This is a genomic window from Lonepinella sp. BR2271, from assembly GCF_051851515.1.
Taxonomy (GTDB): Bacteria; Pseudomonadota; Gammaproteobacteria; order Enterobacterales; family Pasteurellaceae; genus Lonepinella.
On the sequence record NZ_JBPDVF010000001.1, the window covers coordinates 40,384 to 53,531 of the forward strand.

Here is a 13,148-nt window from a genome sequence, read left to right on the forward strand (position 1 = left end):
CTATTAACGTAAACGTAAGGTGGAACCCACTTTGAGCTTCGCCGTGGATGAAATGCCGTTTAAGCTCGCAATATCATTGATACTTTTCCCGCTTAAATAGCTAATTAAATACAACGTATCATATTTGCCGACGGTATAACTGGCATTGGTATAGCACCCTTTTTGAATTTGGCTATACACTGGCGTATTGGCACCGTCACGCACCACCGTACAATTGCCCACTTGCTCGCTGCTGTTGCTTGCGTCATAACTGGCTTGTGGCGGATTATAGGCGGGCTGTTGAATGGTCGGTTGTTGATAGGTCGGCTGTCCCATATTGGTTGGCATTTCCGTTACTTGCACATTGCTATAAGGTTCACTGACATCCACCACTTCCGTTGATGACGCGGTATCTGTTGAACTACTACTGGTACAAGCCACTAAAGCGAAAGCGGCCAAAGGGAAGATAAAACGTGATTTTTTCATTTGATTGTCCTATTTAAATAACATATAAATTCTGGTTGAACATGGAGATTATAGCCTATCATAAATCTGTATTGAACGTAACCAATTCCAGCGCATTACGTTAGATATTTTCCACAAAATTGCGTAATAATTGTGCGCCATTTTGGCCGGAACGTTCAGGGTGGAACTGCACGCCATAGAAGTTGTTATGCGCAATGGCCGCTGAAAAATCTACTCCATATTGACTGCTGGCAATGGTATGCTCATTCGGTAACACTGCATAACTATGCACAAAATAAAAATGGCTAGCTTGCTCAATCTCCGCAAATAATGGGTGATCCGCTTGATAACGCACCTTATTCCACCCCATATGTGGCAACGGTAAACCGGTATCAGGGATTAATTGCGTATTGCCAGTCATCAGATTTAAGGTGGATACATTACCCTCGGCAGAATAGGCCGTCATTAATTGCATGCCTAAACAAATACCGAGCGTGGGCTGGGTTAAATTTTGAATAACCTCAATTAATTGTCGATCTGCCAAGTTTTTCATGGCAGCGACTGCGGTGCCAACCCCCGGTAAAATCAATTTATCCGCAGCGCGGATCGCATTTATCTCGCGCGAAATGTCAGCACGATAACCCAAACGATCAAACGCAAATTTGACCGAAGAAAGGTTGGCACAACCCGTGTCAATGATAATAATATTTTTCATAATTTATTGCCCAACGGTAAGTTATTGCAAATCTTTAATCGCACGTATAAAACTTTCATCTGGTTTACCCATTGCATGCAGTTCGTCTAACCACGCCCAATCATCAACAATCGGTTCAAGGATCACCTTTTGGCCTTCTTTTTGAATGCTGACTTCTTTCGCATTAAAGCGAAATGCTTTAGGTAAGCGTAAAACCTGAGAATTACCGCGCCAAAATAATTTTGCTGTTGCCATAGTTTACTCCGAATTCTTGTTTGTATATATGAGAACTACAACACCCCTTTACTACTCGGCAATACATCCCCTTCAATCCGAATTGCCTGTCTTAAGGTGCGTCCAAACACCTTAAACAAACTTTCAATTTTATGATGATCATTCTCACCTTGCACACTCAAATGCAAGGTAGCTAACATTGTAAAGGCAATGGATTGGAAAAAGTGTTCGGTGAGTTCGGTGCTGAAATCGCCCACTTTGTCCCGTTTGAAATCCGCATGAAATTTAATAAACGGACGCCCCGATAAATCTAACGCACATTCTGCTTTGCATTCGTCCATGGGCAATACAAAGCCAAAACGCGCGATACCACGCTTGTCGCCAATCGCCTGTTTTAAGGCGGTGCCTAAGGCAAGTGCAGTATCTTCCACACTGTGATGTTCGTCAATCCATAAATCCCCTTGGCAAGACACATTCATGCGAAAACCGCCGTGGGTGGCAATTTGATCGAGCATGTGATCGAAAAAGCCAATGCCTGTTTTGATTTCATTGACACCGGTTTCATCTAGCCAAACTTGCACATGAATATCGGTTTCTTTGGTTTTACGCACCACTTCCGCATAACGTGGCGCACGGTGGCCAATATTGGTGACCGGTTCATCTAGCAATTTTTCCGCAATTAAATCCCAATTTAATTTTTCAGGGTGATATTGCAAGGCGCGAATGCCTAAATTTTCCGCTAACTGCACATCCGTGGCACGGTCGCCAATCACAAAACTACTGGCAGGATCAAAAAGTTGTCTGGCAATATATTTTTCCAATAATTTGATCCGCGGTTTACGGCAATCGCAATGATCTTCTGGCTTATGCGGACAAATCAGCACATCATCAAATTCAATCCCTTGCGAACGAAAAATGTCCATCATGGCATTGTGCGGTTTATCAAAACTGTCTTGCGGAAAAGAATCCGTTCCCAAGCCGTCTTGATTACTCACCATCACAAAACGATAACGTTCTTTCAGTTTAAGTAAGGCAGGAATCACATTTTTTTCCAGTTTTAATTTCTCCAGACGATCAATCTGAAAATCGGTTTTGGGTTCATCAATTAATGTCCCGTCACGGTCAATAAATAAAATCGGTTGTGCAGTCATAGTCAGGCTTCCTTTTGTCTGTGATTGACATTATTTTTAACAGCAAACGCCATAGAATTCAATCATTAATTGCTTGATGGCGTTTCTCTTTCACGGATTGTCTGATAAATCGCCTCTAAATCTGCCGCAAAATGAATTTTTTTCAATTCAACCACCGCATTGGATTTCACGATCATGCGCAACGGCTGAAATTGCATATTGCACATATAAAGTTGTTGATGTGGCAACATGTGTTGCACAAAGCGGGTTAAGGCATGAATGCCCCCTGTATCCAACACCGTCACCGTATCACATTGCAATACAATATGCTTGATTTCGTGATCCGTATGCACGGTTTTTTCGTGTAAATCCGCAAACAGATTATCCGCCGCCGCAAAAAACAGCGGGCCACTAATGCGATACACCAACACATCATTTAAATCTTCGGGGTGGGTTTGCTCAATGGATTTGGTCATTTCCGCAATGGTACGAATAAACAGCAAACTGGCCAATAACACGCCCACCGTAATGGCAATCACCATATCGAAAATCACGGTTAAAAAAATACAGGTTAATAACACCGCAATTTCATTGGCCCCCGAACGGCGCACTAAGTGAATAATATTCCGAATATCCGCCATATTCCATGCCACCATTAACAACAAGGCCGCCATGGAGGCTAACGGTAGATAAGACAGGGCGGGGGCGAATAACAGCAACGCAAACAGCACCAACAAACCATGCACCAAACTGGCAATCGGGGAGAACGCCCCCGATTTCACATTGGCCGCTGAACGTGCAATGGCGGCCGTGGCCGTAATCCCGCCTAAAAATGGTGCGACAATATTGCCCAACCCTTGCGCTAATAATTCGTTATTAGAATGATGTTTGGTATTGGTCATATTATCCAACACCACCGCACACAATAAGGACTCAATCGCCCCCAACACCGCCATGGAAAACGCTGCTGGCAATAAGGCTTGCAGGGTATCAAAATTCCATTCTACCAATTTTCCTTGTGCATTCGGCATATTCCAAGGCAACACAAATTCAGGTAACACATTGGGAATCCCTTGTCCCACCGTGCCGTCTGCCAGTTGGTATTGGAACGCCGATCCAATGGTTTGCACCTCATAACCGCACGCAATCAGCCCCAAGGATAACAGCGTGCCGAGCAAAACCGCCGGCAAATGGCCAGGAAAGGGGAGGCGCAAACGGTGCCATTGGGATAGCGTCAATAACGTAACCACACCAATCGCCGTATCGCCCCAGTTTATGCTCGGAAGTGCGGTGAAAATCGCATAAATTTTTTCCACATAATGAGCCGGCATCACCGCAATATCTAACCCCAGAAAATCTTTGATTTGTAACGTGGCAATGGTAATCCCAATCCCACAGGTAAACCCGAGCGTGACAGGCAACGGAATATATTCAATTAACCGTCCCAATCGAAACAGCGCCATCAGCACTAAAATCATCCCCGATAGCAGGGTCGCCATCAGCAAGCCACCCAGCCCAAATTGTTGGGTAACCGGATATAAAATCACCACAAAGGCCGCAGTCGGTCCGGAAATATTAAAGCGAGAACCGCCCAATAACGCAATCACCATGCCCGCCACAATCGCCGTATATAACCCATGTTGCGGTGGCACGCCACTGGCAATCGCCAAGGCCATGGATAATGGAATGGCAATCACCCCCACGGTCAACCCCGCAATAATATCTTTCACCAACTGCGTTTTGCCATAACCTAAGCGAAACGAATCTTGTAACGCACTAAAAGGCTTAACCGCCAGCAGGGCATTTTTAGTTAGAAACCATTTATTTAACATTTTTCTCTCTCGAAAATTAAACGTGACGGACTATTCTAACCAAAATTTCAGCAAAAAACCTTGCGTTATCTCAAAAAATGCAAAAAAGACTAGACGAACGCAGCGTTAATTCTTATAATCACGCCCGCTTATTCCGATTAAGCAATCAAATTAACGGTGAGATGTCCGAGTGGTTGAAGGAGCACGCCTGGAAAGCGTGTATGTGGGAAACTGCATCGGGGGTTCGAATCCCCCTCTCACCGCCACTTCCTATCCTAACCCAACAATCCATTCTCCAAACGGAGTAGAACAATGACAATATACCGCATTTACGCTTTAATCACGCCCGCTCTATAAAGTATATTTTCCCTCTTGCGCACTCCAAAAGATAGTAGTATAATTCCTAATTCCTAATTCCTAATTCCTAATTCCTAACACGTCACATACTGCTTAATTTTTTGCGTTGTGAACGCAGAGAATGGGGTTTTTGTGTATTTTTTTAGCGAGTTAGTGATTGACTATGTGTGAAAGATAGACAATTTAGTTGTCTATTTTTTTATTGTGATCCACTTTAGGGCATGTTTTCTAGGTGAAAAACATGATCCCTAAAAATAGAATTTTTTATATGAACAAAATTTTTAAAGTTATTTGGAGCCACACGTTACAACGTTTAGTGGTTACCTCAGAATTAAGCAAAGCGCACGGTAAAAGCGCAAAGAAAGTTGATTTGCGTAAAGATATTAGTACAGTGGCCTTATCCGTTGCGGCGGGTTTAGGCACGGTAATAGGTAGCGGTGCAACATTAACCGTGGCTACTGCCTTTATGACATCTGAAGCTCAGGCTGCTACAACGAATTCCGCAACAGGTTCATCCAATAACGCTGGTTCAGCGATTTTTTGTGCCAATGCAACGGGCGATGTAAACACTCTTGCGATTGGTGCGAACGACTGTCAACGTCCTGCAACATCAACAGGTAACGGCTCAATTGCTATTGGTACAAGTACTAATGCGTCAGGGCACGTCAGTATTGCTATGGGCTGGGGCGCAAATGCAACAGCAGATAGCAGCAAGGAAGGTATTAGTAGCGTTGCTATTGGTCATATGTCTAACGCCGTTCACGGTGGCACATCAACTGGTGATCATGCAAATAGCGGACGCTTTGCTTCAGCCTATGGTACATACGCGAATGCTAGTGGTGGTTCTGCAGTTGCCATTGGTAACTACTCTAACGCTACGCAAGCAAATGCGGTTGCTATTGGTAACAATACCAATGCAAACTTCACTGGCGCAGTTGCTATCGGTAATGCAACTCAAACAGGTGGCTTAAATGCTACCGCAGTGGGTTCAAATGCTGTTGCAGGTGAGCAATTCGCTTCTGCCTATGGTGCAAACTCAAATGCGACTGGTATGTACACCACCGCGCTTGGTAACGGGGCTTATGCCTATTCTGATACAAGCCAAGTAAATGGCGAGGGCAACCCAATTCTTGCAGGGGCAACCGCAGTCGGTGCTTCTGCGAGCGCTACGGATAACCGTGCTACGGCTGTCGGTTTCCAAGCGCGTGCAAACGGCAACTACTCTACCGTAGTCGGCTCAAATGCCACCGGTGAAGCAGGTGCGTCTGTTTTAGGTTATAACGTTATTGCGAATGCCACGGATACCGTCGCTATCGGTTCAAGCACCACAGCAACTGCACAATACGCCACCGCAGTCGGTCAAAGTGCAGATGCAACGAGACAATCTGCTTCTGCCTTTGGTCAAAATACGCAAGCAACTGGAAATAATTCCACCGCACTTGGTGCTGAAGCTAATGCGTCACAAGATTTTGCTACCGCAGTCGGCTCAACCGCACGTGCATCAGGCATAAATTCTATTGCGATAGGTAGGGATACTAACGCAACAATGTTAGATTCCATTGCCATTGGTACAAACTCCATTGCTTCGGCTAACTCAACCACTGCATTAGGGGTAAATAGCAAAGCCTTGGCAGAAAACACCACAGCACTCGGTGCGGGCAGTATCGCAACCCAAACGAATGCAACAGCGGTCGGTTATGCAACACAAGCCTGTGCAACCAATGTTACTGCAATGGGTGTAAATGCGTCATCTAATATTAAAAACAGTGTGGTGGTCGGTACAGACGTTTCAGCTATTGCAACAGGTGACGCAGCCTCTGTGGCAATGGGTAGCAATGTTAAAGTGACTAACCAAGACGTTGTTGCCGTGGGTACAAATATTAGCACTTCCGCAAATGAAACCGTGATATTCGGTTCAGACAGTAACGTATCATCTGGTGCTTACCAATCAACGGTAATCGGTACGCTTGCAAGCTCAGACGCCACCAAAGGTATTGCAATGGGTTATAACACCAGCGTTTCAGGGACAGCAACCACAGCAATTGGTTCTGGCGCACGCGCCAGTGGCACATCTGCCATTGCAATGGGGACAAATTCTAACGCTTCAGGCTGGATCGCCACTGCAACAGGCTGGAACTCTACCGCTGTGGGCAACGCTACCGCAACCGGTGGTAACGCCAAAGCGACGGCTGAATTTGCCAGTGCCTACGGTGTGAATGCCAATGCCTCTCAGGCGAATGCTACCGCAATCGGTGCGAACGCCAAAGCGTCTCAAACTAACGCCACCGCAGTGGGTTCAAACGCCAATGCAGCGCAGACTAACGCCACCGCACTCGGTACAAGCACTTATGCAACTATCAACGCAACCGCAGTCGGTGCGAATGCCAATGCGAGCGGTCTAAACTCTGTTGCACTGGGTAACGGCACAGCCGCAACTGGAACTAACGCGGTTGCCATTGGTTCAGGTGCGAATACATCAGGTGTTGCAGGTTCGGTCGCGTTGGGGAATGGCAGCGTGGTTGCGGCTGTGGATGATTCAGCTGAGAATACAGTCCTAAGCTATACCAATGCCTTAGGTCAATCAACACAATATAATTTTGCAGGTACTGGCGCAAGCAGCGCGGTGTCTGTCGGTAATGTAGGCAGCGAACGCCGTATTCAAAACGTGGCAGCAGGTAATGTGACTGCAACATCTACTGACGCAATCAACGGTAGCCAGCTTTATGCCGTGCAACAAGTTGCACAAGAAAGTGTTACCGTTGCCAGCACCGCATTAAGCACCGCAACCGTAGCGAACAGCACCGCAAGCACAGCATTCAGCACCGCAACTGTGGCAAATAACACCGCAAATGCTGCTTCAACTTCTGCAAGTTCAGCAGTAAGCACCGCAAATGTGGCTAATACCACCGCAAATGCTGCTTCTACTTCTGCAAGTTCAGCAGTAAGCACGGCAAATGTTGCGAATACCACCGCAAATGCCGCTTCTACTTCTGCAAGTTCAGCGGTAAGCACCGCCAATGTTGCTAATACAACGGCAAACGCTGCTTCTACTTCTGCAAGCTCTGCGTTAAGCACGGCAACCGTAGCAAACACTACTGCAAATGCCGCTTCTACCTCTGCAAGTTCAGCGGTAAGCACCGCGAATGCAGCCAATACCACAGCAAGCTCGGCATTAAGCACAGCAACAGTGGCGAATACCACCGCAAGCTCAGCAGTAAGCACCGCAACTGTGGCAAATACCACTGCAAGCACAGCATTTAGCACGGCGACTGTGGCGAATACCACTGCAAGCACCGCGTTCAGCACCGCAACTGTGGCAAACACCACTGCAAGCACCGCGTTCAGCACGGCAACTGTGGCGAACACGACTGCAAGTACAGCGCAGGCGGGTGTAGACGCGATCAACAGCCGTACATACACCTTCCAAACCAAAAACGCAGATGGCACAACCAGCACTGCCGACACTTGGTCTACCAACAGCAACGACAGCATTACGTTTGCAGCAACATCTGATTTAACAGTAACCACAGACGAACAAGGCACAATTACTTACGGTTTGTCGGACGCAGCAAAACAATCTATTGCAGACGCCTCAAGCGCCGCGCAAATCGTAAACGAAAATTTAAGCAAAATTGAAACCGCCGCCAGCGCAGCAGCAAGCTCAGCAACCGCCGCGTCAACCAGCGCAACAGCAGCAGATAGTTCTGCGAAAGCTGCAGACAGCTCAGCGAAAGCAGCGGATAGTTCTGCGAAAGCGGCAGATAGCTCTGCAACAGCTGCAGACAGCTCAGCGAAATTAGCGGATAGCTCTGCGAAAGCAGCTTCAACTTCTGCAAGCTCAGCAGACAGCTCAGCGTCAGCGGCGTCAACTTCTGCAAGCTCAGCAGACAGCTCTGCATCAGCAGCTTCTACTTCTGCAAGCTCAGCAGACAGCTCTGCATCAGCAGCGTCTACATCAGCAAGCTCAGCAGACAGCTCAGCATCAGCAGCTTCAACATCAGCAAGCTCTGCCGATAGCTCAGCAAGTGCAGCATCTACATCAGCAAGCTCAGCAGATAGCTCTGCATCAGCAGCATCTACATCTGCAAGCTCAGCAGACAGCTCAGCATCAGCAGCATCAACTTCTGCAAGCAGTGCCGATAGCTCAGCATCAGCAGCATCAACTTCTGCAAGCTCTGCCGATAGTTCTGCATCAGCAGCTTCAACATCTGCAAGCTCAGCGGATAGTTCAGCGTCAGCAGCTTCTACATCTGCAAGCTCAGCAGACAGCTCTGCATCAGCAGCGTCAACTTCTGCAAGCTCAGCCGATAGTTCTGCATCAGCAGCTTCTACATCAGCAAGCAGTGCCGATAGTTCTGCATCAGCAGCTTCAACATCAGCAAGTTCAGCAGATAGCTCTGCATCAGCAGCGTCAACTTCTGCAAGCTCAGCGGATAGTTCTGCATCAGCAGCTTCAACATCAGCAAGCTCAGCGGATAGCTCTGCATCAGCAGCATCAACTTCTGCAAGCTCAGCGGATAGCTCTGCATCAGCAGCGTCAACTTCTGCAAGTTCAGCAGATAGCTCTGCAAGCGCTGCTTCTACTTCTGCAAGCTCAGCAGATAGTTCTGCAAGCGCAGCATCTACATCAGCAAGCTCAGCGGATAGTTCTGCAAGCGCAGCATCAACTTCTGCAAGTTCAGCGGATAGTTCTGCATCAGCAGCGTCTACTTCTGCAAGTTCAGCAGACAGCTCTGCATCAGCAGCTTCAACTTCTGCAAGCTCAGCAGATAGCTCTGCATCAGCAGCTTCTACATCAGCAAGCTCAGCAGATAGCTCTGCATCAGCAGCTTCTACATCAGCAAGCTCAGCGGATAGCTCTGCATCAGCAGCGTCAACTTCTGCAAGCTCAGCGGATAGCTCTGCATCAGCGGCTTCTACATCTGCAAGCTCAGCAGACAGCTCTGCATCAGCAGCGTCTACATCAGCAAGCTCTGCGGATAGTTCTGCATCAGCAGCTTCTACTTCTGCAAGCTCTGCCGATAGTTCAGCGTCAGCAGCTTCTACATCAGCAAGCTCAGCAGACAGCTCAGCATCAGCAGCGTCAACTTCTGCAAGTTCAGCAGATAGCTCAGCGTCAGCAGCTTCAACATCAGCAAGTTCAGCAGATAGCTCAGCGTCAGCAGCTTCAACATCAGCAAGTTCAGCAGATAGCTCTGCATCTGCAGCGTCAACTTCTGCAAGTTCAGCGGATAGCTCTGCATCAGCAGCTTCAACATCAGCAAGCTCTGCCGATAGTTCAGCATCAGCAGCATCTACTTCTGCAAGCAGTGCAGATAGCTCAGCGTCAGCAGCTTCTACATCTGCAAGTTCAGCGGATAGCTCAGCATCAGCAGCATCTACTTCTGCAAGTTCAGCAGACAGCTCTGCATCAGCAGCGTCAACTTCTGCAAGCTCAGCGGATAGCTCTGCATCAGCAGCGTCAACTTCTGCAAGTTCAGCAGATAGCTCTGCATCAGCAGCGTCTACTTCTGCAAGCTCAGCGGATAGTTCTGCATCAGCAGCGTCTACATCAGCAAGTTCTGCGGATAGCTCTGCATCAGCAGCGTCTACTTCTGCAAGTTCAGCAGACAGCTCTGCATCAGCAGCTTCTACATCAGCAAGCTCAGCGGATAGTTCAGCGTCAGCTGCATCAACTTCTGCAAGCAGTGCCGATAGCTCAGCATCAGCAGCATCAACTTCTGCAAGCAGTGCCGATAGCTCAGCATCAGCAGCATCAACTTCTGCAAGCTCTGCCGATAGTTCTGCATCAGCAGCTTCTACATCAGCAAGCAGCGCTGATAGCTCTGCAAGCGCAGCATCAACTTCTGCAAGCTCAGCGGATAGTTCTGCAAGCGCAGCTTCTACATCAGCAAGCTCTGCCGATAGTTCTGCATCAGCAGCGTCTACATCAGCAAGCTCAGCGGACAGCTCTGCATCAGCAGCGTCTACATCAGCAAGCTCTGCCGACAGCTCTGCAAGTGCAGCTTCTACTTCTGCAAGCAGTGCCGATAGCTCTGCATCAGCAGCATCTACTTCTGCAAGTTCAGCGGATAGCTCAGCGTCAGCAGCGTCTACTTCTGCAAGCTCAGCGGACAGCTCTGCATCAGCGGCATCAACTTCTGCAAGCAGTGCCGATAGCTCAGCGTCAGCAGCGTCAACTTCTGCAAGCTCAGCGGACAGCTCTGCATCAGCAGCGGACAGTTCAGCAAGTTCTGCGGATAGTTCTGCCTCAAGTGCGGCAAGTTCAGCAAGTGCAGCCAGCACCGCAGTGGGACAAGCGCAAGATATCGCGGATCGTGTGTTAGGCACAGATGACGGTGATCCAAGCACAACCCAATATGGTGAAGGTGCCGTGGCTAACGCAACCAACGCCAGTGCCTTCGGTGGTGATGCGAAAGCAACCGCTGAAAACACCACCGCAATCGGTCAAGGTACCACCGCGAATGCGGCGAATACCACCGCCGTCGGTCAAGGTGCAACAGCAACCTCTGACAGCGCAACAGCAATTGGTCAAGGTGCAGTGGCAACGGGCGCAAATTCTGTCGCCTTAGGTGCAGGATCCGTGGCAAGCGAAGCGAATACCGTTTCTGTGGGTAGTGCAGGCAATGAACGCCGTATTACTAACGTGGCCGCGGGCGTGAACCCAACAGACGCCGTGAATAAAGCGCAGTTGGATAAAGTGTCTAGCGATCTACGCAGAACCGACCGCAAATTGCGTGCCGGTATCGCGGGTGCGGTGGCAACGGCAAATATTCCGCAAGTCACGAAACCGGGTGCGAACCTTGTGGGTGTCGGTGTTGGCAACTACAATGGACAAAGCGCCGTCGCCGTGGGTTACTCACGTCTCTCTGATAATAACAACGTGATTATCAAAATGAGTGCGGGTGCAACCACGCAAGGTGATTACAACGTCGGCGCAGGTATCGGTTACCAATGGTAATCTGACAACAGCGAAATATAACAAAAAGGACGTGCCGAAAGGTGCGTCCTTTTAGTATAATAAGCGCAATCGAATAACAATAGGAAACCCTATGAGCAGAAAATACAAAATCGGCATCACCTTTAATCTTGAAGCCAAAGTCACCGATATTTGGGCAAATGGTGCGAATCAAAACGTGATTTTTTTATATGACTTATTCAAACACTCGCAAATCGTTGAAGATGTGGTGCTAGTGTCTTGGGGGCCAGAAAAACGTACCACACCGCCCGCAGGTTTTATGCTAGATGAGCTAGATTTAAAATTTGCCTATGTGGAAGATGTGATTGATGATCTTGATGTGCTGATTGAAGGCACGCTAGTAATCGAGAAAGCATACCGCGAACGTATCAAAGCCCACGGTGGCAAGATTGTGTGCTACAAAATGGGCAATGATTATGTGATGGATATGGAATATTTCCTGTTTGACAAACCCGCGGGTCGTACTTTCAACGGCACAGTGTTTGACGCAAACTGGTATATCCCACAACACGCGAACACTTGCGTGTCTTATTTAAGCATTATGAACCGCTGTCCAAGCTATGAAGTGCCAGCTATTTGGAACAGCACCTTTTGCGATATCGTGATTAAGCGCTTGAAAGAAAAGCATAATCTCACTTTTGGTTATCAGCCGAATAGTGTTGAAAAAGGTAAACGAATCGCCAGCTTTGAGCCGAATATTTCCGTCTTAAAAAGCTGTTTTACCCCTGTCTTGATTTATGAACAAGCCTATCGCACCGATCCGAGCAAAATCAAACACATTTATTTGTGCAACAGCTATGAAAAACGCAACAACCCGACCTTCTTTAACTTTATCGGGCATACGGATATTGTGCGCGATAATGTGATGACGGTAGAAGGTCGATATCAAATGCCTGATTTCTTAACCCGTTATGTAGACGTGGTGATGTCGCACCAATGGGAAAACGGCTTAAACTATTCCTATAATGACGCCCTATACGGCGGCTATCCGTTTATTCACAACTCAAAACTGTTACCAAAAGGCGTGGGCTATTATTACGAAGATTTTGACGCCTTTGACGGCGCAAAAGTCTTGCTAGACGTAATTGAAAACCACGACAAAAATCACGAAGCCTATGTAAAACGCGCCAATGAATATTTGGATTCCCTACAACCGACCAATCCAATGAATATTTATTTGTATGAAAAAGAGTTGAAGCGGTTGTTTGATGAGTAAATAAAAAATGGCTTTCTATGATGAGAAAGCCATTTTGTTTTTTCGAGGGACATTTCGAGGGACATTTCGAGGGACATCTCGAGGGACATTCCGAGGGACATTCCGAGGGACATTCCGAGGGACATTCCGAGGGACATTCCGAGGGACATCCTGAGCGACATTGTCCTTACTTACTTTTGATCATTAACACCAAGCAAAATATGCTCGCCAAATAATAACAAAATTTCTCCTATAATTCATTGACATTTTTTAGTATAATCAATCAACTATCATCACCAGAACA

At 47.5% G+C, this 13,148-nt stretch carries 12 protein-coding genes, 1 tRNA gene and 1 pseudogene; 5 read left to right on the forward strand and 9 right to left on the reverse strand.

The features are described 5' to 3' along the window. Positions 1 to 3: 3 nt before the first annotated feature. From ACTG7X_RS00225 to dauA, 5 genes are all read right to left on the reverse strand, one after another. Positions 4 to 465, reverse strand: coding sequence for a LysM peptidoglycan-binding domain-containing protein (locus ACTG7X_RS00225; protein ID WP_439256568.1), 462 nt, complete (start codon positions 463 to 465; stop codon positions 4 to 6). Between the two features lie 100 nt (positions 466 to 565). Continuing rightward, on the reverse strand, positions 566 to 1,159 hold the full coding sequence (gene hisH / locus ACTG7X_RS00230; protein ID WP_439256569.1) for an imidazole glycerol phosphate synthase subunit HisH: 594 nt from the start codon (positions 1,157 to 1,159) through the stop codon (positions 566 to 568). 21 nt (positions 1,160 to 1,180) lie between these two features. Next, on the reverse strand, positions 1,181 to 1,393 hold the full coding sequence (locus ACTG7X_RS00235; RefSeq protein WP_439256570.1) for an antitoxin: 213 nt from the start codon (positions 1,391 to 1,393) through the stop codon (positions 1,181 to 1,183). A gap of 35 nt (positions 1,394 to 1,428) precedes the next feature. Next, positions 1,429 to 2,523: a bifunctional histidinol-phosphatase/imidazoleglycerol-phosphate dehydratase HisB gene (hisB, locus tag ACTG7X_RS00240; RefSeq protein ID WP_439256571.1), complete on the reverse strand. Its 1,095-nt coding sequence runs from the start codon at positions 2,521 to 2,523 to the stop codon at positions 1,429 to 1,431. Between the two features lie 65 nt (positions 2,524 to 2,588). Next, on the reverse strand, positions 2,589 to 4,334 hold the full coding sequence (dauA, locus tag ACTG7X_RS00245; RefSeq protein ID WP_439256572.1) for a C4-dicarboxylic acid transporter DauA: 1,746 nt from the start codon (positions 4,332 to 4,334) through the stop codon (positions 2,589 to 2,591). A 155-nt stretch (positions 4,335 to 4,489) separates the two neighbouring features. On the opposite strand from dauA, the gene ACTG7X_RS00250 reads away from it, so the two are divergent. Together ACTG7X_RS00250 and ACTG7X_RS00255 are read left to right on the forward strand one after the other, a co-directional pair. Beyond that, positions 4,490 to 4,579: transfer RNA gene (locus tag ACTG7X_RS00250), tRNA-Ser, on the forward strand. Positions 4,580 to 4,938: 359 nt separating this feature from the next. Beyond that, positions 4,939 to 5,064, forward strand: a pseudogene (locus ACTG7X_RS00255) (ESPR domain-containing protein); the annotation flags it as partial. 1,007 nt (positions 5,065 to 6,071) lie between these two features. On the opposite strand, the gene ACTG7X_RS00260 reads toward ACTG7X_RS00255, so the two are convergent. The 4 genes from ACTG7X_RS00260 to ACTG7X_RS00275 all read right to left on the reverse strand — a co-directional run bounded on the left by ACTG7X_RS00260 (position 6,072) and on the right by ACTG7X_RS00275 (position 11,000). Then, a complete protein-coding gene (locus ACTG7X_RS00260; RefSeq protein ID WP_439256871.1) occupies positions 6,072 to 6,236 on the reverse strand; it encodes a hypothetical protein in 165 nt (54 codons plus the stop codon). Positions 6,237 to 6,774: 538 nt separating this feature from the next. Continuing rightward, the gene (locus tag ACTG7X_RS00265) at positions 6,775 to 6,945 is read right to left on the reverse strand and encodes a hypothetical protein (protein WP_439256872.1); all 171 of its coding nucleotides are present in this window, start codon (positions 6,943 to 6,945) and stop codon (positions 6,775 to 6,777) included. A gap of 446 nt (positions 6,946 to 7,391) precedes the next feature. Further along, complete coding sequence (locus tag ACTG7X_RS00270; RefSeq protein WP_439256873.1) at positions 7,392 to 8,075, reverse strand: hypothetical protein; 684 nt, start codon at positions 8,073 to 8,075, stop codon at positions 7,392 to 7,394. Positions 8,076 to 8,219: 144 nt separating this feature from the next. Then, positions 8,220 to 11,000 (reverse strand): hypothetical protein, encoded by a 2,781-nt coding sequence (locus ACTG7X_RS00275; protein WP_439256874.1) that lies wholly within the window; start codon positions 10,998 to 11,000, stop codon positions 8,220 to 8,222. Between ACTG7X_RS00275 and ACTG7X_RS00280 the strand changes: the two genes are divergently transcribed. From ACTG7X_RS00280 to ACTG7X_RS00290, 3 genes are all read left to right on the forward strand, one after another. After that, positions 10,990 to 11,631, forward strand: coding sequence for a YadA family autotransporter adhesin (locus ACTG7X_RS00280; RefSeq protein ID WP_439256875.1), 642 nt, complete (start codon positions 10,990 to 10,992; stop codon positions 11,629 to 11,631). The genes ACTG7X_RS00275 and ACTG7X_RS00280 overlap by 11 nt on opposite strands. A gap of 91 nt (positions 11,632 to 11,722) precedes the next feature. Further along, positions 11,723 to 12,865, forward strand: a complete 1,143-nt coding sequence (locus ACTG7X_RS00285) for a DUF2827 family protein (protein WP_439256573.1) — start codon at positions 11,723 to 11,725, stop codon at positions 12,863 to 12,865. Between the two features lie 20 nt (positions 12,866 to 12,885). Beyond that, on the forward strand, positions 12,886 to 13,080 hold the full coding sequence (locus ACTG7X_RS00290; RefSeq protein ID WP_439256574.1) for a hypothetical protein: 195 nt from the start codon (positions 12,886 to 12,888) through the stop codon (positions 13,078 to 13,080). The last annotated feature ends 68 nt before the right edge of the window (positions 13,081 to 13,148 follow it).

Excerpts from the sequence above, each read along its gene's own strand:
- ACTG7X_RS00225 (WP_439256568.1), bottom strand. The coding sequence starts at position 465 with ATGAAAAAATCACGTTTTATCTTCCCTTTGGCCGCTTTCGCTTTAGTG.
- hisH (WP_439256569.1), bottom strand. The coding sequence starts at position 1,159 with ATGAAAAATATTATTATCATTGACACGGGTTGTGCCAACCTTTCTTCG.
- ACTG7X_RS00235 (WP_439256570.1), bottom strand. The coding sequence starts at position 1,393 with ATGGCAACAGCAAAATTATTTTGGCGCGGTAATTCTCAGGTTTTACGC.
- hisB (WP_439256571.1), bottom strand. The coding sequence starts at position 2,523 with ATGACTGCACAACCGATTTTATTTATTGACCGTGACGGGACATTAATT.
- dauA (WP_439256572.1), bottom strand. The coding sequence starts at position 4,334 with ATGTTAAATAAATGGTTTCTAACTAAAAATGCCCTGCTGGCGGTTAAG.
- ACTG7X_RS00260 (WP_439256871.1), bottom strand. The coding sequence starts at position 6,236 with ATGGCAATGGAATCTAACATTGTTGCGTTAGTATCCCTACCTATCGCA.
- ACTG7X_RS00285 (WP_439256573.1), top strand. The coding sequence starts at position 11,723 with ATGAGCAGAAAATACAAAATCGGCATCACCTTTAATCTTGAAGCCAAA.
- ACTG7X_RS00290 (WP_439256574.1), top strand. The coding sequence starts at position 12,886 with ATGAGAAAGCCATTTTGTTTTTTCGAGGGACATTTCGAGGGACATTTC.